This is a genomic window from Wolbachia endosymbiont (group A) of Chalcis sispes (assembly GCF_964026765.1).
GTDB classification, from domain to species: domain Bacteria; phylum Pseudomonadota; class Alphaproteobacteria; order Rickettsiales; family Anaplasmataceae; genus Wolbachia; species Wolbachia pipientis.
This window is the reverse complement of the sequence record NZ_OZ034697.1, coordinates 377,651-400,552: the sequence shown is the minus strand read 5'-3', so window position 1 is coordinate 400,552 and position 22,902 is coordinate 377,651. Positions and strand designations below refer to the sequence as shown.

Annotated in this window: 20 protein-coding genes and 1 tRNA gene; 6 read left to right on the top strand and 15 right to left on the bottom strand. The window is 35.2% G+C overall.

Translation table 11 applies throughout. The features are described from left to right. Positions 1–41 precede the first annotated feature (41 nt). Positions 42–509: a Holliday junction resolvase RuvX gene (gene ruvX / locus AAGD72_RS02060; protein ID WP_010082183.1), complete on the bottom strand. Its 468-nt coding sequence runs from the start codon at positions 507–509 to the stop codon at positions 42–44. Positions 510–1,609: 1,100 nt separating this feature from the next. Here ruvX and gatB point away from each other — a divergent pair. Together gatB and AAGD72_RS02050 are read left to right on the top strand one after the other, a co-directional pair. Continuing rightward, positions 1,610–3,034: an Asp-tRNA(Asn)/Glu-tRNA(Gln) amidotransferase subunit GatB gene (gene gatB, locus AAGD72_RS02055; RefSeq protein WP_341814975.1), complete on the top strand. Its 1,425-nt coding sequence runs from the start codon at positions 1,610–1,612 to the stop codon at positions 3,032–3,034. 192 nt (positions 3,035–3,226) lie between these two features. Then, positions 3,227–3,712, top strand: coding sequence for a hypothetical protein (locus AAGD72_RS02050; RefSeq protein ID WP_341814974.1), 486 nt, complete (start codon positions 3,227–3,229; stop codon positions 3,710–3,712). On the opposite strand, the gene AAGD72_RS02045 is transcribed toward AAGD72_RS02050, so the two are convergent. Then, positions 3,698–4,487, bottom strand: a protein-coding gene (locus AAGD72_RS02045) for an IS5 family transposase (protein ID WP_341814566.1) whose coding sequence is annotated in 2 segments (ribosomal slippage) — positions 3,698–4,225 and positions 4,227–4,487 — 789 coding nt in all. Because the reading frame shifts where the segments join, the coding sequence is not laid out codon by codon here. The genes AAGD72_RS02050 and AAGD72_RS02045 overlap by 15 nt on opposite strands. A gap of 99 nt (positions 4,488–4,586) precedes the next feature. Here AAGD72_RS02045 and AAGD72_RS02040 point away from each other — a divergent pair. The 3 genes from AAGD72_RS02040 to AAGD72_RS02030 all read left to right on the top strand — a co-directional run bounded on the left by AAGD72_RS02040 (position 4,587) and on the right by AAGD72_RS02030 (position 8,313). Next, positions 4,587–7,235 (top strand): ankyrin repeat domain-containing protein, encoded by a 2,649-nt coding sequence (locus AAGD72_RS02040; RefSeq protein WP_341814973.1) that lies wholly within the window; start codon positions 4,587–4,589, stop codon positions 7,233–7,235. A gap of 36 nt (positions 7,236–7,271) precedes the next feature. Continuing rightward, a protein-coding gene (locus AAGD72_RS02035; protein ID WP_341814578.1) for an IS5 family transposase occupies positions 7,272–8,061 on the top strand; the annotation gives its coding sequence in 2 pieces (ribosomal slippage) (positions 7,272–7,532 and positions 7,534–8,061; 789 coding nt in all). Positions 8,062–8,088: 27 nt separating this feature from the next. After that, a complete protein-coding gene (locus AAGD72_RS02030) occupies positions 8,089–8,313 on the top strand; it encodes an ankyrin repeat domain-containing protein (protein WP_341815111.1) in 225 nt (74 codons plus the stop codon). Positions 8,314–8,388: 75 nt separating this feature from the next. Here AAGD72_RS02030 and AAGD72_RS02025 read toward each other — a convergent pair whose 3' ends face one another. The 6 genes from AAGD72_RS02025 to AAGD72_RS02000 all read right to left on the bottom strand — a co-directional run bounded on the left by AAGD72_RS02025 (position 8,389) and on the right by AAGD72_RS02000 (position 12,820). Next, a complete protein-coding gene (locus AAGD72_RS02025; protein ID WP_341814972.1) occupies positions 8,389–8,808 on the bottom strand; it encodes a DedA family protein in 420 nt (139 codons plus the stop codon). A 6-nt stretch (positions 8,809–8,814) separates the two neighbouring features. After that, complete coding sequence (cysS, locus tag AAGD72_RS02020) at positions 8,815–10,188, bottom strand: cysteine--tRNA ligase (protein ID WP_151807774.1); 1,374 nt, start codon at positions 10,186–10,188, stop codon at positions 8,815–8,817. Next, on the bottom strand, positions 10,181–10,837 hold the full coding sequence (locus AAGD72_RS02015; RefSeq protein WP_015588796.1) for an exopolysaccharide biosynthesis protein: 657 nt from the start codon (positions 10,835–10,837) through the stop codon (positions 10,181–10,183). The genes cysS and AAGD72_RS02015 overlap by 8 nt, the downstream gene beginning before the upstream one ends. A 90-nt stretch (positions 10,838–10,927) precedes the next feature. Next, complete coding sequence (locus AAGD72_RS02010) at positions 10,928–11,584, bottom strand: exopolysaccharide biosynthesis protein (protein ID WP_010962397.1); 657 nt, start codon at positions 11,582–11,584, stop codon at positions 10,928–10,930. A gap of 166 nt (positions 11,585–11,750) precedes the next feature. Then, entirely contained in the window at positions 11,751–11,918 is a 168-nt protein-coding gene (locus tag AAGD72_RS02005; protein WP_006013840.1) for a twin-arginine translocase TatA/TatE family subunit, read from the bottom strand. A gap of 128 nt (positions 11,919–12,046) precedes the next feature. Then, complete coding sequence (locus AAGD72_RS02000) at positions 12,047–12,820, bottom strand: ABC transporter ATP-binding protein (protein WP_006280146.1); 774 nt, start codon at positions 12,818–12,820, stop codon at positions 12,047–12,049. A 147-nt stretch (positions 12,821–12,967) separates the two neighbouring features. Between AAGD72_RS02000 and AAGD72_RS01995 the strand changes: the two genes are divergently transcribed. Next, positions 12,968–13,044 (top strand) — tRNA-Arg (locus AAGD72_RS01995). Between the two features lie 101 nt (positions 13,045–13,145). Here AAGD72_RS01995 and uvrC read toward each other — a convergent pair. The 7 genes from uvrC to nuoG form a co-directional block, all read right to left on the bottom strand. Next, a complete protein-coding gene (gene uvrC, locus AAGD72_RS01990) occupies positions 13,146–14,963 on the bottom strand; it encodes an excinuclease ABC subunit UvrC (protein WP_264329779.1) in 1,818 nt (605 codons plus the stop codon). Continuing rightward, on the bottom strand, positions 14,947–17,064 hold the full coding sequence (gene glyS / locus AAGD72_RS01985) for a glycine--tRNA ligase subunit beta (protein ID WP_341814971.1): 2,118 nt from the start codon (positions 17,062–17,064) through the stop codon (positions 14,947–14,949). Before glyS ends, uvrC begins: the two co-directional genes overlap by 17 nt. Positions 17,065–17,067: 3 nt before the next feature. Further along, complete coding sequence (locus tag AAGD72_RS01980) at positions 17,068–17,907, bottom strand: glycine--tRNA ligase subunit alpha (RefSeq protein ID WP_341814970.1); 840 nt, start codon at positions 17,905–17,907, stop codon at positions 17,068–17,070. A 44-nt stretch (positions 17,908–17,951) separates the two neighbouring features. Next, complete coding sequence (locus AAGD72_RS01975) at positions 17,952–18,710, bottom strand: phosphatidylglycerophosphatase (protein WP_182364786.1); 759 nt, start codon at positions 18,708–18,710, stop codon at positions 17,952–17,954. 146 nt (positions 18,711–18,856) lie between these two features. Further along, complete coding sequence (hemB, locus tag AAGD72_RS01970; protein WP_341814969.1) at positions 18,857–19,852, bottom strand: porphobilinogen synthase; 996 nt, start codon at positions 19,850–19,852, stop codon at positions 18,857–18,859. Next, the gene (gene nuoH / locus AAGD72_RS01965) at positions 19,845–20,870 is read right to left on the bottom strand and encodes an NADH-quinone oxidoreductase subunit NuoH (protein WP_341814968.1); all 1,026 of its coding nucleotides are present in this window, start codon (positions 20,868–20,870) and stop codon (positions 19,845–19,847) included. The genes hemB and nuoH overlap by 8 nt, the downstream gene beginning before the upstream one ends. Continuing rightward, positions 20,854–22,902 (bottom strand): NADH-quinone oxidoreductase subunit NuoG, encoded by a 2,049-nt coding sequence (nuoG, locus tag AAGD72_RS01960; RefSeq protein ID WP_341814967.1) that lies wholly within the window; start codon positions 22,900–22,902, stop codon positions 20,854–20,856. The genes nuoH and nuoG overlap by 17 nt, the downstream gene beginning before the upstream one ends.

Here is a 22,902-nt window from a genome sequence, read left to right as displayed (position 1 = left end):
TTATATGGGATTCAGTTTGAAGATTTCCAGATCTGGAAAAACTATTTGATTGTATTTATCTTGTCTAACGTTCGTTGCAAAATAATACATGCGGAGATTTTATCATCTATTTTTTTCGATTTTGTGATTGATATTCCAGTAATTTTTAGTGTATGAGTTGCGATAGATGTTGAGAAGCTTTCGTCTTGTAAGTATATATTTACTTTATATTTTTTTATTATTTTATTTGCGAATTGGATTATAGTTTTACACCATTTAGTTTCTTGCTCGTCCATTTTTAATGGTAGTCCTATTACCATTGATCCAGATTCATTTTCTTTGAATATTCTATGCAGATAACCTAAATCTTTGCTCATATTTTTTCTGTGATATATGCTATGAGCTGTGGCTATGAGCTGTGTTTTATCGCTAAATGCTATGCCTATTTGCTTTTCTCCCATGTCAAGGCACATTATGCGCTTATCTTTTGGAATAGACTTTAGAAACTCATCTGGATTTCTATGTAGCATCTATTAGACTTCCTTTAAAGTGACCTTACCCAGAAAAAGTAGAGAGAAAGTCAAGAAAATTTTTTACAAAAAGAATAATGAATCAAATTGCTCAGGAATGCAATAGACTTCTTGCATAACCCAAACTAAGTAGAAAAAAGGTATCATCTAAGTAGCTGACACTGGTTCACCTTATGGTGCAACCTCCCCTGTCATCCGAGTAGCTGACACTGGGATCTAGGTTTTTTAGAGCTATCATAGGATGACAGAAGCACACTTTGTCATCCCAGTGCGTGACACTGGGATCTCATTTCGTAACTTCATAGTATAAATTATTTCAAATTGTATCTATTTGCAAATATATAAATATAGTAATTTTGCATAAAAAATTAGATCCCAGTGTCACGCACTGGGATGACAAGAAGAGGGCTACTCGGATGACAAAAAAAGGAGCACTGGAATGACAGCAGTCCTACGTCATACCGCCGCGGTATCTCTAGGTCCCGCTAACAAGTAGCGGGATACTTGATCTTTACAGGGATGACGGTTGTCGTTTAGCTATAAACATTAAGAAATTTACCAAATAAAAAAAAGGCAAAAGAAGCCCTAGTCATTGTCTATTTTCAGTATTTGGCGTTTTTTAAGTCTTAAACACTGCAATTTAGCTGCTTTTAAATGCAACTAACCTTAGCTATAAATGTTTAAGAAATTTACTATGCAGAAAAAAAAGGCAAAGAAACCCTAGGGTGGCTAGTATTCAAATTCTCCCTTGTTCTATTTGACGTCTTTTGATGTCTTGAACGCTTTATAAGCGCGTTTCTGCTTGTATAGGTAAAAACCTAAAAGTTTTATAAAGACATGAGGTGCACATAGTGCAAAAAATTAAGCATGATTTACGCCAAATACAAAGTTCCCTTTGTCGTTTTAATCTGCAGATTGCGAAGATAAATAAATAGCTTCAGTTTCATGATAAGGGGGCTGGTGAGGCTTGTCAAGTAAGTTTTTCGTTTAATTTTTCGTCTTGTTTCTACGGGTTGCATACCACTTAGCTAACATGAGTTTTGTTTTGACTTTTTGTGTTAATTTTGCAGAATATTAAGATTATCATTTAAATAAAATACATGACGAAAGAGGATTGGGAAGCGGTAATTGGGCTTGAGGTGCACGCTCAAGTTTCTTCTAATACGAAGCTATTTTCTAGCTCATCAACGGAGTTTGGTGCTGAGCATAACACTCAAGTTTCTCTAGTTGATGCGGCAATGCCAGGTACGCTGCCAATACTAAATTATTACTGCATAGAGCAAGCAATACGCACTGGTCTTGCACTTTCTGCAGAAATTAATAAGTATTCTTACTTTGATCGGAAAAATTATTTTTATCCTGATTTACCACAAGGTTACCAGATAACTCAGTTTTTTGAGCCAATAGTTAAAAACGGTAGAGTATTTATCAACGACAATGAAAAAGAAATAAGAATCGCGAGAATTCATTTAGAGCAAGATGCAGGAAAGAGCGTTCATGAGGAAAGCAGAACTTATGTAGAGTTAAATCGTGCAGGGGTTGCTTTAATGGAAATTGTTTCAGAGCCAGATCTCCGTTCATCTGCGGAAGCTGCAGAATGCATGAAAAAATTGAGGCAGATTTTGCGTTACATTGGTTCATGTGATGGTGATATGGAAAAGGGATCACTTCGTTGTGATGCAAATGTTTCTGTCCGCCTAAAAGGCAGTAGCACATTTGGCACTCGTTGTGAGATAAAAAATCTGAACTCGATACGTTATATTGTGCAAGCTATAGACTATGAAATACAAAGACAAATTGAAATTTTAGAAAGTGGAGAAGAAATAAGTCAAGATACCTTATTGTTTGATGTTGCTTTGGGAAAAACAAAAGTGATGAGAAGCAAAGAGGATGCAAGCGACTATAGATACTTCCCTGAGCCTGATTTATTACCTGTTGAGGTAAGCCAGGAGAAAATTGATTTAATTCAATCATCTTTGCCCGAGTTGCCAGATCAAAAAAAGCTGCGATACATTGAGGAATTGGGTATCAACGAATACGATGCAAACGTCATTACCTCCGATAAAGCAATTGCTGATTATTTTGAGGAATTGATAAAAAAACATGATTCAAAGCTCGCGGTCACCTGGTTAACTGTAGAGCTTTTCGGTCGTTTAAATAAAGCAAATATTGATATTGTGAGCTCCCCAATCAAAGCAAATGCTTTGTCCGAACTCTTAGATTTTATCGTTGATGGAACGATCTCTGCTAAACTTGGTAAACAAGTTTTTGATATTATGTTTGAAACTGGAAAGCCTGCATCCCTTATTATAGAAGAGCAGGACCTAAAGCAAATAACCGATAAAGGTCAAATATCAGAAGTTATCGACAAAATCATCAATAACAACCAAGATAAAGTTCAAGAATACAAAAGCGGTAAAACAAAGTTATACGGATTCTTTGTCGGCGAAGTTATGAAACTTACCAAGGGAAAAGCCAGCCCTGATGTCGTGAATTCAATTTTGAGTGAAAGATTAAGTAATTAGTCACATTTTTTTATTTACATAACAGCACATCTCGTAGATATTCTCAGATTTACGCTACGATATCTTTAATCTCATGACATATAATTTTATTATTTTTTTACCATTTGTCGGCACCATCTTTAAAATTATGTGAGGTTGAGGATGCCTGTAAGATTATCCTGCTCGGCGGTTAAGCGCACCTTTCATGGTATTATGTATCAAGCAAGATGGCTAATGCTGTTTCCTAAACATGCAGTAGATAGAGAGTATTCTTTCCGCCTATTCACAGAGAAAAAATCAGCTAAGGATTTTGATGATATTGTTCTTCGGTATGAACAAGATGGGAAAATAGTACATAGATTCATACAAGTCAAGCACAGGCAGGGTAGGCACAAAAAGATCAGTATAGGTGACTTATTAACACCGGGAAAGAATGGTGCATTTGGCTTAATAAAATATCTCATTGCTTATTTAAAGATCAAAAGTAGTGGAGAGTTTGAGGGTGAAATAGAGGATTTTGTCATTATTACAAATGATGATTTTGATTCCGCGGATTCGACATCGCATCCAGTAAGAAAGCTGAGAATGATGCCGAGTGGGAAGAATAAAGGAAAGGAAATTTCAGTCATAAGAATAGACACACAAGATGAGTTTCTGGATGTAGGTGATGGTGTAAGAACCTGTTTAAAATCTTCGTAATAGGAGAGAAATGAAGGAAAGGACAATCATTTGCAAGCTGGTATTGAGTTTACGTTCGCAATTTTTCCATAGCCGTCTACACTTTTCTAACCAAGCAAAAGAACGCTCAACAACCCATCTCTTTGGCAATACAACAAAAGAATGTAATTCACTGCGCTTTATTACCTCAACAGTTGCACCAATAATATCTTTTATTTGGGTTGCAAAAATTTTTCCTGTGTAGCCTGCATCAACCAATATATTTTTGACTTCAGAAAGGGTATCTTTAGCATTTTCAACCATTCTTACAGCGCTACTACGATCAGTTACTTCTGCTGTTGTTACATAAATTGCATGTGGTAGACCTTGAGTATCAACTGCAATATGACGCTTTATGCCTGAAATCTTTTTACCTGCATCATAGCCCTTTTTTTCAGCAGTATCTGTGTTTTTAACACTTTGAGCATCAATTATACAGAAGCTAGTTTTCTCTTTCCGACCATTGTTGATACGGATCTCTCCAACCAATTTTTTTTAAAACTAATTCCAACAAACTTGGTTCTTCTCCATTCTTTTTATTCCACATTTGAAAATAGTAATATACGCTTTCCCACCTTGGAAAATCTTTTGGCAACATTCTCCACTGGCAACCACTTTTTAGGACGTATAACACTGTACGAAATACATCATACAAATCAAGTTTTCTTGGTCTCGTTTTCTTCCTGCTACTCTCTAGTATTGGTCTGATTTTTTCAAATTGCTCTCGACTCATATCACTTGGATAATTTTTACGCATAGATATACCTCATTCTTAATCTACCACTATTTTACCTCATCTCTCCGAGATTTTAAACAGGTTCTAAGATATAAATTTGATGATAGCATTATCTCATATTTGCAGGAGAATAAGAATTTTATAAAGCGTGAGGTAGGTAGAGAAGTCAGTGATAAAGAAATAGAAGACTTTTTAAATAAATTAGTATTTGCAGTCAATTTGCCAAGCGGAACTGAACTTAGTGAAATTATTAAGAGTGAATTGGGCAAGGAATTCAGCAATACTGATGCAAGTCACTTCTACAGCCGTTACCAGGAAGAAGTGCTGATTTTGCTGGAAAAAGAAGAAGAAGAGTTTCTATCATATGAGAAAGCAAAAGCTCTTCTTGAAGAAATAAGAGAGGAAGTCTTAAAAACACCTATTTGGCATAATGTGATGGACCCAATAGATAATTTTGTTGGGAGGGGTGACAAATTAAATGCTGTACATTGTGGACTTCAAAAAAGTGCGAGACAGATAATTGTTATTAGAGGTCCAAGTGGGGTAGGTAAAACTGAATTTGTAAAAAAATATGCTCACGACCATAAAGAATGTTACGGTGGCAATGTTATATTTATAAATGCTAGGGACCATAAAAGTGTAAAAGAGTCTTTCTTGGATCTAGCTAAAGATAAAAGACTAGGGATTTCTGCTACAGATGAGCGTGGAAGCACAAAAGCGATAAAAAATGTTATTGAAGAGATATATAATTTTTTTGCAGGAAGGAGGAGCTTGTTCATTTTTGATAATGCTAGAGGATATAAGGATATTAGTAAGTTTTTACCACCCTTTTTGTATTCACAGCATCCTAATTGGAGAAAGCCTTATATTTTAATCACTTCCTGCAGTGAAAAGTGGAAAGTAAGTAAAGCAGCAGGAAAGATAGAAGAAATATGGTTAGATAAATTCGAGGAAATAGAGGCTTTACAATTTGTTGAGAGAGCTTTGAATGTAGAAAGTGATTTCTGTGGTGGAAAAGAAAAAAGGTTAATAGAAGAGTCTTTTCCATTGGCTTTGGGACTAGCGGTTGCATATATTCAAAATGAGGATGAGGATTCTGAATCAAAGAAATTAAATAATTACTTAGAAGAATATCAGCAGCAAAGGAGAAAATCTTTTGAAGAAGCAAGAGAGTTATTCGCAAGGGAAAGAAGTTATAAAAGTGACACTAATCATATTCGAGAAGCTTTAGCAACATGGAATATGACACGTAACAAGATAGAGAGCAACAGGAGATATGGAAAACAATCTACAGACGTTTGGGATATCATGGCTTATTTTGCTCCTGACAAGATTCGTATAGAAGAAATTTTTTCCAAATTAGTAGCAGATGATAAAGAAAAGTTATGGGGTGCTGTTGAGCTACTCGATAAATATAAAATGGTTAATTTGGAAGCAGGGGTAGCAAATATTCACGAACTAGTACAGATAATAGCTAGATTAAAGCTACAAAAGGCAGGCAAAGAAGAAGAAGTTTTAAGAAGAGCTCTAGAATTGATAAATAGTGGTAGTGTAGTGAACAGTATGAGTCATGTTACATCTGTTTGGAGATATGCAAGTAAGCACGGTAGGTTAATTGATGACTTCTTCTTTAACTCATCTTATATACATAGAGAACCATTTTTTATAAAGAAAAACACACCTTTGCACTTGCTCGCTGAAAGTGGTGATTGTAAAGCGATTAATGCAATAATAACACGTATAGAAAGACATTACCCGAGTAAACTGAGAGAGATTGTTAATGTTGAGAACAATTGCAGTCAAACACCATTACACATCGCTGCTGAAAATGGAAAGTTGAATGTGGTAGAATGCTTGGTTAGCAAAAGTGCTAATATTAATGCTAAGAGGAGTGGCTGGACTCCACTGCAGGTGGCTGCTGATAATGGAGAGTTAGGTATTATTAAGTATCTCCTTGACAAAGGTGCTAGTATTAACACTAAAAACAAATATTGTGGTACTGCTCTACATAGGGCTGCTTATAGCGGGGAGCTGCATGTTGTGAAATACCTAGTGAACAAAGGTGCTAACATTAACGCTAATGCTGTGGAACCATTTCTTAATGGCACCCCATTACATTTTGCTATATATAATAAAAAATCAGATATAGTAAAGTACTTAGTCAGTAAAGACGCTGACATTAATGCTAAAGACAAATATGGCCGTACCCCATTACACTTTGCTGTTAAAAGTGGAAATTTGGACATAGTGAAATATCTCATTAAAAATGGTGCTGATGTTAATACTAAGAATAGATATAACTGGACTTTGTTACATGAGGCTGCTGCTCATAATGGCCAATTGGATATAGTGAGATATTTAGTCGATAAAGGTGCTGATGTTAATGCTAGGGATAAAAGGGGTAATACTCCATTGTATATGACTGTTTATCATGAGGAGTTGGATATTATAAAATATCTCATCGATAATGGTGCTAACGTTAACGTTAAGAATAAACATAATGAGACTTTACTTCACCGTGCTGCCTTGTATGGAAGCTCTGATGTAGTAAAATATCTTATTGAAAAAGGGGTTGCTATTAATGCAAAGAACAAAGATGATGATACGCCATTACATTTTGCTGCTGGAAAAGAAAAAGTTGATGTAGCTGAAATACTACTAAAATATAACGTTGATATTAATGCTGAGAACAAAAACGGTGAAATTTCTTTGCATTGCGCTGTTTTATATGGATTCTCTAAGAACCTGTTTAAAATCTCGGAGAGATGAGGTAAAATAGTGGTAGATTAAGAATGAGGTATATCTATGCGTAAAAATTATCCAAGTGATATAAGTCGAGAGCAATTTGAAAAAATCAGACCAATACTAGAGAGTAGCAGGAAGAAAACGAGACCAAGAAAACTTGATTTGTATGATGTATTTCGTACAGTGTTATACGTCCTAAAAAGTGGTTGCCAGTGGAGAATGTTGCCAAAAGATTTTCCAAGGTGGGAAAGCGTATATTACTATTTTCAAATGTGGAATAAAAAGAATGGAGAAGAACCAAGTTTGTTGGAATTAGTTTTAAAAAAAATTGGTTGGAGAGATCCGTATCAACAATGGTCGGAAAGAGAAAACTAGCTTCTGTATAATTGATGCTCAAAGTGTTAAAAACACAGATACTGCTGAAAAAAAGGGCTATGATGCAGGTAAAAAGATTTCAGGCATAAAGCGTCATATTGCAGTTGATACTCAAGGTCTACCACATGCAATTTATGTAACAACAGCAGAAGTAACTGATCGTAGTAGCGCTGTAAGAATGGTTGAAAATGCTAAAGATACCCTTTCTGAAGTCAAAAATATATTGGTTGATGCAGGCTACACAGGAAAAATTTTTGCAACCCAAATAAAAGATATTATTGGTGCAACTGTTGAGGTAATAAAGCGCAGTGAATTACATTCTTTTGTTGTATTGCCAAAGAGATGGGTTGTTGAGCGTTCTTTTGCTTGGTTAGAAAAGTGTAGACGGCTATGGAAAAATTGCGAACGTAAACTCAATACCAGCTTGCAAATGATTGTCCTTTCCTTCATTTCTCTCCTATTACGAAGATTTTAAACAGGTTCTAAGACAGTAGAATATTTCATTCAAAAAGGTGCTAATATTAACGCTAAGGATAAGAATGGCAACACTTCACTACACCTTGCTGCTATGAATGGAAAGATTGATGTAGCAAAAGTACTACTAAAACACAACGCCGATGTTAACGCCAAAAATAATGAAGGAAAGACAGCATTGTATTATGCAGCTAAATATAATCACCAAGAGCTTGTGGAATTGCTTTTAGCTCATGGTGCATCCTATTACTAGAAATTTGCATTTAATTTATAGCTCCAGGCTATAGGATGACAGAAGTGGGCTTTAATGGCTGTAGTACTATAGCTGTTATACGCCAAAAGTAAGTATTAGATATAACAAATAGAAGAAATTAGATAGAATGATTAAAGGGGCAAGGATATAAAGGTTTAACTTGAAATAACCTGATAAAATTTGAATCACACTTCCAAGTGCTGGCACCCATGAAAGTGATGCAACTGCACAAATCAGTAGATTTCTTACGATTTTTGGTGTTTTATGCTCGTTCTCTAGTTTGTGGTATGATTTTCGTATAGAGATTGTTATTCTACCTAAAGACCAGTTAACTATTCCACCAAGGCTTGATCCTAGTACTCCAAAAAATAACATCAGTAGTGGAGTGTGATACGACCTGAAATAAAGCATGGTATTGAACACAAAACCTTGATGTATGGGTAAGACTAATGATGATACTAGACTATCTGTGAATAACAGGAAGTAGTTTTCCATATGAGTTTACCAGGTTGTTGTACCATCTTCATTGTCAGAAATTGTAATCCCCATTTGTTTCAACTGGTCCCTTATTTTGTCTGCAGTATTATAATCTTTATTTTGTTTTGCTGCTCTTCTTAAATCTATCAATCTTTCTATTTCTTGATGACTCACACCAGCAGTAAACCACTCTTGATAACTTGACTCAAGAAGACCAATAAATCTGGCACTCTTAACAAAACTCTCAGTTAATTTAAGCTTTTCACTTTCATTACTCATTTTGTTAATTTTTGCAGCCATTTCATGTAATATAGCTAGAGCTTCAGGAATGTTTAAGTCGTTTTTTAAAGCGTCTATAAAATCTTTAGAAATCTCTGCGTTACTTTCATCAATATTTATTGTATCTAAACCACGTGATAGCCGATAAAATTTATTTAAGGTTTCCTGTGCGTCAGAAATAACGTTTTCTGTCCAATCAAGTGGTTTTCTGTAGTGAGTTTTGAGCAGTGCATAGCGTATTACTTCACCCTTTATTCCACTATCTAGCAAATCCCTTACTTTGACTATATTAAATAAGGACTTGCTCATTTTCTCTTCATTTACTGTAAGAAAACCGTTATGTATCCAGTATTTTGCAAACATTGATCCAGCAAATGCAGACTTACTCTGTGCAATTTCATTTTCATGGTGAGGAAATTGTAAATCTATGCCGCCACCATGAATATCAAAATCTTTGCCAAGGTAAGCATATGACATTGCTGAGCATTCTATATGCCATCCAGGCCTGCCCTCTCCCCATGGGCTATCCCAATAACTTGAAAGTTTGTAGTCAATATCACTTGCAGGCTTCCACAGCACAAAATCTCCCGGGTGCTTTTTATTTTCATTAACTTCAACTCTGCTACCTGGAACCAATTCATCAGTTTTTTTTCCTGATAAAGCACCATATTCATGGTAAGATTCTATATTAAAATACACGTGTTTGTCAGATTCATAAGCGTGGCCTGATTGCAGCAAATGTTCAATTAATTTTATAATATAATCTACGTTTTCCGTTGCTTTTGGTTCGTATGTTGGTTTTTTACAATTTATGCTTTCCATATCATCATGAAAAGCTTTAATGTAATATGTGGTTATACTTTCTATGTTGCTATTTTTTTCACTTGCTGCATTAATTATCTTATCATCAATGTCGGTTATGTTACGCACATAGGTAACTTTGCCATAACAAAACTTAAGTAGCTGAAATAACACATCATACACAACAACAGACCGTGCATTGCCTATATGTGCTGTGTCATATACTGTTGGTCCGCAAACATACATTTTCACATGATCTTTATCGATAGGTGTAAAAAGCTCCTTTTTTTTTGTTAAGGTGTTGTAAAGCCTAACCATATACGAAGCTTTTGAGAAAAGAAAATGCCCCAATGATAAGTTGTGGCCCTTTGACTACTACAACAAGAGTAAGCAATAACCCACACAATGATATTAGAACTCCCAATATGGATAGAAACCCATCTTTACTCATGATACCAAGCGAAATAAGAGTCGTACCAATTGCAGGAATGAAGTTAGTAAGAGGTAGTGGAAGAGCTATTGATAACGCACAAAGCAGCATTATAAAAGCTAAAATTTTTTCACCGGGCCCATAGAAAATAAAAGACATTCTTGGTCTCATGAACTTTTCTATTTTTTTTAATGCTGGAGAAGTTTTCTCTACCACAAAAGCTAGTGTTGAACGCTGAAAAGACCTTCTTTCCAACCAATGCGGCATCCAAGGAGAATCAAATCCAAATAGAAGCTGCAGTGAGAATAAGATTAAAGGTATAGAAAGAATAGTTGTATAACCAGGTGGAACCGGTATAGGCACCGATAGCGGCAAGGAGAAGATGATTATTAAAATACCAAAACCACGCTCATGCAAAGCTGTTTTAATGTCAAACAAAGTTACTTTATCGCTATCATTGTTATTGGTATCTGCAACTTCTTTTAGAATATCAGAAGCTAATTTATCACTTTTAGTCAACTTATCATTTTTTGACACGAAAAACCTTTGATAAAAATAATTCTTAACACAATTATTGTTTTATTTCAATATGCATTATTCATTTTGCGCTAGTAATTCGTTCTTTTGTTAAAGTGTTGTAAAGCTTTTAAGAAGAGAAAGTGCTCCGGTTATAAGTTGTGGTCCTTTGACTATTACAACAAGAGTAAGCAACAACGCGCACAATGATACTAAAACTCCCAATATGGATAGAAACCCGTCTTTACTCATAATGCTAAGTGAAATAAGAGTTGTGCCAATTGCAGGAAGGAAGTGAGTAAAAGGTAATGGAAGAGCTATTATTATTGCACAAAGCAACATCATAAAAGCCAGAATCTTCTCACCAGGCCCATAGAAAATGAAAGACAGTCTTGGCTTCATGAATTTTTCTATTTTTTCTAATACAGGGGAAGTTTTCTCTACCACAAGAGCTAGTGTTGAACGCTGAAAAGATCTTCTTTCTAGCCAACTGGGCATCCAAGGAGAATCAAATCCAAATAGAAGCTGCAGTGAGAATAAGATTAAAGGTATAGAAAGAATAGTTGTATAACCAGGTGGAACCGGTATAGGCACCGATAGCGGCAAGGAGAAGATGATTATTAAAATACCAAAACCGCGCTCATGCAAAGCTGTTTTAATGTCAAACAAAGTTACTTTATTGCTATCATTGTTATTGGTATCTGCAACCTCTTTTAGAATATCAGAAGCTAGTTTTTTATCTTTAGTTAGTTTCTCACTTTTTTGCACAATTATCCTTTAATAAAATATTCCTCTTAAGCTAACATAGTTGTTGCTGTATTTCAATATTTGTTATTTATTTCATACCAACACTTCATCTCTTTCATTCTTTAACCTGACTAAGTTTTTAAACAGATGACATGCACTAAGGTGCATGTCACGAAGTATGAGGACGCTAACGATCTGGTTCATTAGACGATAATTTTTCTGAGTCCTTAAGCTCCTGTTTAAGGTTTTTGATGCCTTTTCCTAAATCACCCATAACTTGCGGTAATCTGCCTGCACCAAACAGAACTAAAATTATTATTAAGACTAGAAACAATTGCCATGGTCCTAAACTCATTTTCACCTCCATTTAAAATATTGACCTTTAAATATTAAAACTTGACTGAAGTCAAGTAACACATAGATTATATCACCTTTATTTAATTATAAATCAAGGTTTTTTAATTATTTTATAACAATCCCAAACTAGATTATTTTCTTGCAGCGAATAAGTGGAAACTTTTCGCTTAACTGTAGAGTAGAAGAGAGCTCACTAAAAAACTTTGCTAGCGTATCATCTTTAGGCTTATGGTATATATCGCTAGAAACTCCTGATTGAATAATTTTACCATTTTTCATTACGTAGATAAAATCTGCAACTTTCAATGCTTCTTGCGGGTCATGAGTTACCATTAGCACAGGGATATTTTTACTTCTAAAAAGGGACAATATATGTTGTCTTATTCGGCACTTGAGCAGTATATCTAAATTAGAAAATGGTTCATCTAACAACACAACATCAGGGTTTTGTGCCATCACTCTTGCTATTGCAACTAATTGTTGCTGTCCTCCAGATAAGGCGTTAGGGTACATATTTTCATATTTTTCTATATTGAGTAACTTCAAGATTTCCAATGCAATTAGGTGCTTTTCTCTCTTGGAAGAGCTGCGGATAGCAAAGGTTATATTTTCTACTACTGTTTTATGAGGAAATAATGCAGAATGCTGAAAAATCAATCCGATATTTCTATGCTCTATAGCGACTGATGCCTTATTGCTTGCAACTAACCTATCATTTATAAAAATAGTTCCAGATTTTGGATTTTCTATCCCCGCAATTAATTTCAAAATTGTTGACTTGCCACAGCCAGAATGCCCCAATAAACATGCAACATTTCCTTTCTTTACTTTAATGTTTATATTGCTTAAAGCAAAGTCGTTTTGATTGTTATAGAAATAACCAATATTGTTAACTAGCATTAATCTTACTTAAACCATGTTATTAAATATAATAGCATTATACTCAAGAAGTACAGAAATGTTTTTTGTCGTCATAAATTGGTTATGCAAGAAATCTAGAAAAGAAAGGATTTTTTGCTATAACTTTACATGAATGGTAGGAAACACGGGACTATAGCTCAGCAGGATAGAGCGTTGGACTCCTAATCCGAAGGTCGTGCGTTCGAATCGCACTAGTCCCACCACATTGCTTCACAAATTTTATGGAGATTTTTTTTCACAAATACGCACACCTTTTTTTGCGGTTTTAAGATATAAATTCCCTAATAATAAAACGGGTTTTGTGTCATTCCAGTACTCCTCTCTTATAATTTACGTGTTTAAGAATAACTTCTGCTAAACCTTTACTAATTCCAGGTATGTTTTGAATTTCAGCCAGAGAAGCTTTGCTTATATTTTTCACTGAACCAAAATAAGACATCAACGCTTTTTTTCTTTTGTTGCCAATGCCGGGTATTTTGCTTAATTGTGAAACTATAAACTGTTTATCGCGTTTTTTTCTATGTGAAGTTATCGCAAAACGGTGGGCTTCATTACGCAGCGATTGTAAGTAAAGCATGACTTTGCTGTCATTTGCCAGACTGAATTCTTCCCTGCCCAGCATATAAAATCTTTCATTTCCTGCGTTACGATCAGGACCTTTTGCCATACAAGCAAAAGGAACGTTTATATTCAATACTTCCAGTACATTCTGTACTATGGAAACATGTCCTGGTCCACCATCAATCAGTAAAAAATCAGGTATTATGCCTTTTATATTGCCGGAGAAACGTCTGGTTAGCACTTCCCTCATCATTTTATAGTCATCGCCTGAAAATTTTTCCTTTATAGTAAATTTTCTGTACTCACTCTTTAAAAAACCCTCCTGCCCTGCAACAACCATTACACCAATTTGTTGATTTCCAAATATATGGCTATTGTCATAAACTTCAATACGCTTTGGAATATTTGGTAACAAGAAGATTTTGCTAAGCTCCTCAAGCTTTTCTAGGTTATTTCTATAATCGATAAGCTTCTGCTCTAAGCTATGCTGAGAGTTATCATAAACAAATTTCAATAAATCACGCTCTTTTTTATTCTTTGCATGCAGAACTTTTACTGGCTTTTGAGCAACCTTATATAGTGCTTGTTCTATAATTTCCTTATCCACAATAGAATCTGGAACGTAAATTTGTATTGGAGGTATGTTAGCTGAATTATAAAAATTGACCAAAAAGGTGGATAAAATTTCATCATTTGAGTGATCACCACAGTTCTCGGCAAAGTAAGGAGTGCTGCCGTAGTTGTCTTTATTTCTGAACGATAACACACTAATACATGCTAGATCCTCTTCACGTACAATACTGAAGAAATCTGCATCTTTTTCAAAAGAAAAATCCGTGTGCTGTATTTGAATTTGCTCAAGAAACTTTACCCGATCTCTATATATAGCAGCAAGCTCATAGTTTTCTTCACTGCTGCACTTTCTCATTGTGAAAAGTAACTGTTCTTTCACTTCCTTATTTCTTCCAAGCAATGTATTTCGTGCCTGTTTTACTGATTGGCAGTAGTCGTCTTTTGTGATTTTATCTACGCATGGTGCTGAGCAGCGCTTAATTTGATATTCAATACATGGTCTTTTTGTTGAGGAAAAGTATTGATCTGAACATACTCTTAGGAGAAAAGCTTTTTGCAATGACAATATAGTTTGCTTAACAGCAGCGGCAGATGTAAAGGGACCATAATAATGAAACTCATTTTTCTTAAATTTGCCTCTATATTTTGCTATTCTTGGATAATCGTGCTTGGAAATTGTTATATAAGGATAAAATTTTCCATCCTTGAGCACAATATTATAAAGTGGTTTCAATGATTTTATTAGCTGTGCTTCAAGAAGCAGTGCTTCGATTTCATTCTCAGTGATGAATATTTCAACCTTAATAACCTGTAAGAGCATAACTCTAATTCGTTCAGAAAGGTTTTCGAATTGAAGGTAGTCGGATAATCTCGACTTTAAGTTTTTTGCTTTTCCAACATATAAAACTTTATTCTTATCTCCGACCATCTTATACACGCCACAGGACTGTGGAGATGATTTGATTTGTTCTTTATATTGCCTGAGCATTTATCCATTGCTTAACCTGTATGAGGTTAAAATCTGCTACTAAATGAAAGATGGAAACTACATTTTCAAGCAAAGATAATCTGTTTCTTCTCAGCTTATCAGAATCACAGTTAATCTTTATACTGTCCATAAACTGATTGATAAACGGAGCAAAACCAGCAAGTTCATCAAGTGCTACATTAAAGTGGTTATTTTTTATCGCTTGTTTTATGTTTTTACAAGCAGTTATAGCACAATTTGATAGCGCAATTTCTTCACTTTCAATCAAAAACCTCTTACCGTAAGATGCACTATGAGTAGTGCCATCACTTTTCCTTGCTTTGCTCATCATGTTACTGACTCTTTTGTAAGTGCTTAGAATTTGTTCACCTTCTGGAGTACTAAGATAACGATCCAATATAACAGTTTGCTTTTCTGCTGTCAGCAGATCATTAATATCGATTTTATATAGTATTGAATCTACAACATCTTGCCTTATATCTCTATTTTTTAAAATAACCTTGAATCTTTCTAAGCAAAATCTAAATACTAGTTCTGAAATTTGTTTTCTATTCGGCTTATCAACTGACGCTGTATTTTTATTAAATAGAAGCCTTGAATATAAAGATACTGACTTGTCTATCATTAGCCTAATTGGAACATGCAAATTATTTTCAAGTATTGTCCTAATTATACCAATTGTCATTCTCCGCAAACCAAATTGATCATACGAACCAGAGATTTTCTCACCTGCTGCAATTAAACCAACTAAGCTATCCACTTTGTCTGCAATTGACACAGCAATTGCAGAAGGAGATTTAGGACACTCCTGCTCTGGCCCGATTGGCTTATAATGCTCAGTTATAGCTTCCACTATTTCTCTATCTTCTTGAAAATAAGAAGCATAATATCCACCCATTACTCCTTGTAATTCTGGAAACTCTCTTACTATCGATGTTGCCAAATCAGCTTTTGCCAAATATGCAGCACGTTCAACTTTTATCAGCGAAGCATGTGGAATAAATATAGCTATATACTTTGACAAAGCCGTAATACGCTTCACCTTTTCCCCCACGCTGCCAAGTGAAGCATGAAATAATATTGAACCTAATCTTTTGACATAATAATCTAGATTTTCCTTTTTATCTTGAGATATTAAAAATTGGGCATCAGCAAGACGTGCTTCTAATATTCTTTCGTGTCCTTTAACAACTTCACCATTGTTGACGTTGACAACAGTGACAAAGTGTGAAATTCTCTTTCCATTACTTAAAGCAAGGTATTTTTGTTGTGTATTAACTATACTAAGTATTACTTCCTTCGGTAATCCAAATGACTTTTCTTGATTCACTTCACCAAACAGTACGATTGGCCACTCTATAAGCCCTGTCAATTCATTTAGTAAATAATCATTTTTCTCAAGTTGTAAATTCTGCTCTTTTGTGAATTTATTAATCTGATCTAGTATAAATTGCTTTCTTTTGTCCATTTGGAGAATTACACTGTTTTTTTCTAGCAATTCAAAATAGTCTTTAGGTGTTTTAACAGTAAGCGCCGTACCACTTGAGAGAAATCGATGGCCATATGTTGTGTTAGATGCTGTAATCCCTGCAAAAGATACAGGTATTATTTCATCATTTAAAATGCATAAAATGTTTTTAATTGGCCTAACCCACCTTTCTTTTCCTTTGCCCCATCTCATACTTTTTGGCCAAGAGAAATTTTTTAATATTTCTCCTAGTTGATTTTTAAGAAACTCTTGAATGTTAAATGAGCAGCTTTCTCTTTTAATGAAGTAAAAATCCTCATTATTTACTTTTCGAACGAGCAAATCTTCTTCATTTTTCTGATATTTTCTTAAAAAACCTTCGATAGCACTTTTTGGTGCGTTAATGTTTGGTCCCTTAACTTCGTTATTGGAATCCTTTAGCTCCAAAGCATTTATGTTGTCGACAAATAGGGTAATGCGACGTGCCGTTACAAAAACCTCCATTGATGTAAATTTTACATTATTTTTGTTAAAAACATTGGCAATACAGCTCTTAACTTGAGTTGCAGCTATATTCTGCATTCTCGGTGGTATTTCTTCTGAAAGGCACTCAAATAACAACTGCAACGACATACGCTATTTACTCATGTACAATTCACAACATTTTTTTGTCAGCTCTCTAACTCTACCAATATAAGCTGTACGTTCATTGACACCAAGCACACCTCTTGCATCAAGCAGATTAAGTAGGTGACTAGTTTTAATACATTGGTCATAAGCTGCCATTGGTAGCTCCTTTTCAATAAGGAACTTACATAATTTTTCCGTATCTTCAAATTGCTGCTGTACCACTTTAGTATCATAATAATCTAACGCTAGATAAGAAAATTCATATTCTCTTTGTTTAAAAATATCTCCGTAAGTTACACCGTTATCGTTCCAAGTTATATCGTAAACATTATCTACACTTTGTATGCACATTGCTAAACGTTCCAACCCATATGCCACCTCACCAGGAATCATCTTGCAGTCAATCCCTCCAACTTGCTGTATATAAGTAAGCTGTGTTATTTCCATTCCATTGCATGTAACTTCCCATCCAAGTCCTGATGCTCCAACGCTCGGATTTTCCCAATCATCTTCAACAAACTTAATATCATATTTTTCTGTAGATATGCCAAGAACTTTTAAGCTATCTAAATAGACGTCTTGTAAATTATTACCAGATGGCTTTATTATAACTTGATATTGGTGATGTTGATACAAACGATTAGGATTATCACTATAGCGCCCATCTGCTGGCCTAATTACTGGTTGTAGATATGCAATTTTTGCCGGTTTTGTATCAATTGCAGACATAATTGTTGCAGGATGTAATGTGCCAGCACCAACTTCAGATGTGTATGGGTGAAGTATAACACATCCTTCACTAGCCCAAAAATCTTGTAACTCTTTTATTATACTTTGTAAGTTCACACAAATTGTACACTTTTTATACTAAATATATAAATAAATAAGTACTATTCAATACCTATTTTTTTAACAGTATCATGTAAATAATCACCTAAAACTGCTGAACTTTCCCTCACATACTGAATTATGCTTTTATTTAGGACAATTGCATCATGCATAGTTAAATCGCAGAATATAAATGCTGTTAAATACAGTAAAATCACCGCATAAAATGTGTGAAAAATCCCCTCAAATGTAATTGACATTGCATTATTATAGCTGAGCTGTATTGAACTTATTGGCCATGGTTTTATCACTTCTACGACATTAAAAAATACGTAAGGTATCATAAGAAAAAAGAAAAAGTGCATAAAATCATTAAACCAAAATGGGCATTGAAACATCTGCTTACATATATTCCCATAGAGTTTACTTACAGCATAATAAATTGACATTATTGCTGGCATTGAAAGTGCTACAGTCAGTACTTGCCCTGACGCTATTTGTATTACTATTTCTTCACCACTGTTTGCTGAAGGGTCTTGAGCATGAAAAATAAATATTCCAATTAATTGCATTACTAACATAACTATTGCCAATTTTGTAAAAACAGCAGCTACAACTATTCCTGAGTCTGGCATTTTATATAGTAAGTATTCGCCTCCATATGTAAGAATTAATATAACATCGACAATAAATAATATTAAAAAAGAAGACCAATAGTTCTGCCAACTTGGTAAATATCCTATTCCTAAAAGAGAGCTTACTGTTTTAGCAGGAAAAACCTTGCCTAGCATCTTCCCCAAAAATTTAAAAAAAATCCCCATGTTCTAAGTAACACTTGGTTTATATTATTTATAATACTGTATTGTAACGGACTTATCAATAACTTAAAACATGTATTGGAAGATTTTAGGTAATATGCAGCAACAGTAGAAGAACATGCGCTAAAAATTTAGTAATTTTATAGGGCTTATGCACTTAAATTTTTTGCAATATCAAGTGCAGCATAAGTGAATATTGCACTTGCACCTGCACGTTTGAAACCAATCAAAGATTCATAAATCACTTTGTCATAATCTAGCCAGCCATTATTTGCAGCAGCTTTTATCATTGCGTACTCACCGCTTACTTGGTAAGCAAAAATCGGAAAATCAAACTTATCACTTGCTGTTTTGATAATATCTAAATATGGCATACCTGGTTTAATCATAATAAAGTCTGCACCTTCATTTATATCCATTTCAATTTCGCACATTGCTTCGCGCGCATTTTTATAATCCATTTGATAACCACTTTTGTCTATAGAATGTGATAGCCCACATGAACCAACGACTTGCCTGAATGGAGCATAGAAGCTAGAGCAATATTTCACTGCATAAGATAATATTAATACGTCTTGAAAGTTGTTATCATCTAATGATTTTCTGATTCTTCCTATTCTACCATCCATCATATCAGAAGGAGCAACTATATCACATCCTGCTTTCGCTAAAGCAAGTGCTTGCTTACACAGCACTGATATAGTTTCATCGTTTTCTACATCCATCTGATTATCTTTTAAAATGCCGTCATGGCCGTGAATAGTGTATGGATCCAATGCAACGTCTGCAATAATACCAATTTCAGGTACCTTTAATTTTACAGCACAAATTGCTCTGCAGATTAAGTTGTCAGAATTATATGCTTCCTCAGCGTTTTCAGATTTTAGTTTACTATCAACTACAGGAAAAATTGCAACAGCATTAATCCCTAAATCTTTAGCTTCCTTAACTATAGACACTAATCCATCTATTGAATAACACTTTACGCCTGGTAAGCCAGAAATTGGTTCAGTTGTTTCTTCTCTGTCATGAACAAACAGAGGAAGAACCAGATCATTTACTGATAAACTATTTTCACTTGTTAAATTGCGAACCCATTTGCTCGAGCGCCTGCGTCTTAATCTTGTATTTGGGAAATTAAACATTGGATCCAGGCAAATTCCCAGTAAAGAGCAACACCCCTGAAATGAGTATCACCCAAAACACTGATATTGGTAAAAATACTTTCCAACCAAGGCGCATTAGCTGATCATATCGATAACGAGGTATTGTTGCTCTAATCCAAATAAATATAAACAAAAGTATAACTATTTTCAAAATGAACCAAATTAAACCTGGAATTTTGTAAAGTAAACTGAACTCCAGCGGCGGATACCATCCTCCTAGAAAGAATATCGTCATCATAGCACTTGCTAGAATCATATTTGCATATTCTCCAAGAAAAAAGAGGGCAAAAGGCATGGATGAATATTCAACGTTATATCCAGAGACAAGCTCTGCTTCAGCTTCTGGTAAATCAAACGGATGACGATTAGTTTCTGCAAGCAAAGAAATAAAAAATATTATTCCTATAGGCATTAGTAGTAAATCAACCCAAAATGGCATATTGTGTTTCGCTACCACCATCTCTCCGAGGTTCAACGTGCCAGTCGTAACAACAACTGTAGCAACTATTAAGCCTATTGAAACTTCATACGAAATCATCTGAGCAGCCGACCGTATAGCGCCAAGAAATGCATAATTAGAATTGCTTGACCAGCCTGCAATAATCACGCCGTATACTCCCAGCGACGATATAGCTAGCACATAAAGCACTCCAACATTAATATTTGCTATAACCTTAGGAATAACTACTTGCTGGCCATTTTCTACAATTACTTCAGCACCAAACGGTATAACTGCCCAGGCAATTAATGCCAAGATAAAGGTAAGCATTGGAGCCATAATGAACAGTATGGTGCTCGCTCTAAATGGTATTATCGGCTCTTTAATCAGTAGTTTAATAGCATCTGCAAATGGCTGCAATAGCCCAAAAGGTCCAACTACACTTGGGCCGTGCCTCAGTTGAATTGCAGCAAGGACCTTACGCTCAAAGTATGTCAAATATGCAACTGAAAGTAGTAGCGGTACTAAAATAAATAAAATATTAACTAGCGTGTTCATAAAAAGCTTTAGTACAATCTGCCATTATTTTTGAAGCGCGACTTATTGAATCCGTCATATAAAAATTACACTCCTTTAAAGTAAAAGGTGTATTACTTAAATTTATTTTACCATTGCTAATTGGCACCCATGTGTTTTTTATCACTTGATCAGCATTTCTAAACTGTGGACCGATAGTATCTAATTTTTTTCTCACGTCAAATAAACTATCATATGGTAAGGAGAGATCCAAATATTGCGAGAGATTTTTAATAATTAACCAGTCCTCCTTTGCTTCACCTGGAGGAAATACAGCTAAATTTGTTCTTTGCACTCGACCTTCAGTGTTTACATAAGTTGCATATTTTTCTGTATATGCAGCACCAGGCAAGATAACATCTGCCACATGTGCACCCTTATCACCGTGATGACCTTGATAAATTACAAATGTGTTTTCTAACTTTGATGTGTCAATTTCATCTGCACCAAGAAGATAAACCACTTCTATTTCACCACTTTCTGCATGTTCCAATATTTGATTAATATCCCTTTCGCCTTTTTTAGGAACAAACCCAGTATCTAGCCCACCAACTCTTGCTGCAGCTTTATGCAGCATATTAAAGCCATTCCAGTCATCTCTGACCATGTTAAATTTTTCTGCAATTTTGCCAGCTAGAACTAGAACTGATTCAGAATCGTCTCTTACTAATGCATCTTGACCGATAATCAGCATAGGGCTCTGAGCAGCACTCAGCAGCTCACAGAACTTATGATTTCCATTTGCTATTTCACTCAAAATATCAGGATTATCGCCCAATTTCTCAACATGATACAAATATTCAATGTTAGGACCAACACTTGCAACAGGAAAGTTGCCCTGTAAATATCTCTTTCTCAATCTTACGTTAATGATCGGTGCTTCTATCCTTGGATTTGTATTTATAAGCAGGCATAAATCTGCATTTTCTATACCTTCAATAGTGGTATTGAACACATACGATCCACGATTACTTGGTATAAGCTTTGCACCATCTTGCCTACAGTCTATATTCCCCGAGCCGAGCTTCTGCATCATTTCTTTAAGTAGAAGCATAGACTCACAATCTGCTAAATCACCTGCAATTGCAGCTATTTTATTTGATTTTGTATTCTTTAATTTCTTTGCAGCAACAGTTAATGCTTCATTCCAATCAACTGGGGCTAATTTACCATCTTTTTTTATATAAGGTCGATCAAGACGCTGAACTTTTAGTCCATCATAGGCAAAGCGGGTTTTATCTGATATCCATTCTTCATTTACCTCTTCGCTCAGCCTTGGTAATATCCTCATAACCTCCGGGCCACGATAATCAACTCTAATTGCGCTACCCACAGCATCTAGCACATCTATAGTCTCACAATGTGATAGCTCCCATGGACGCGCTGTAAAGGAGTAAGGCTTTGAAGTTAAAGCCCCTACCGGGCAGAGATCTATGATATTTCCAGATAATTCAGAACTAATATGCCTTTTTATGTAAGTGCTAATCTCTACATTTTCTCCCCTTCCGATTCCTCCAAGTTCATTTGTACCTGCAACATCAGACAAAAATCTAACACACCGAGTGCAATGAATGCATCGATTCATCGCAGTCTCAATCAGTGGTCCGAAGTGTTTTTTTGGCACAGCCCTCTTATGCTCATCAAGTCTGCTGGTTCCTTTCCCATAAGCCATCGTGATATCTTGCAAATCGCATTCACCACCTTGATCGCAAATTGGGCAATCAAGCGGGTGGTTAATTAGCAAAAACTCAAGCACACCTTCACGTGCTTTTTTAACCTTAGGGGTATCAGTGTGAATAACCATCCCTTCTGCAACTGGCATTGCACAAGAGGCTACTGGTTTTGGAGGTCCACCCTCCACTTCAACCAAACACATTCTGCAATTACCAGCAATTGCTAAACGCTCATGATAACAAAAACGTGGAATTTCAACGCCCACGACTTCACAAGCTTGAATTATAGTGAGCCCATGCTCTACTTCACATTCCTTAGAATTAATAGTAACTTTAACCAC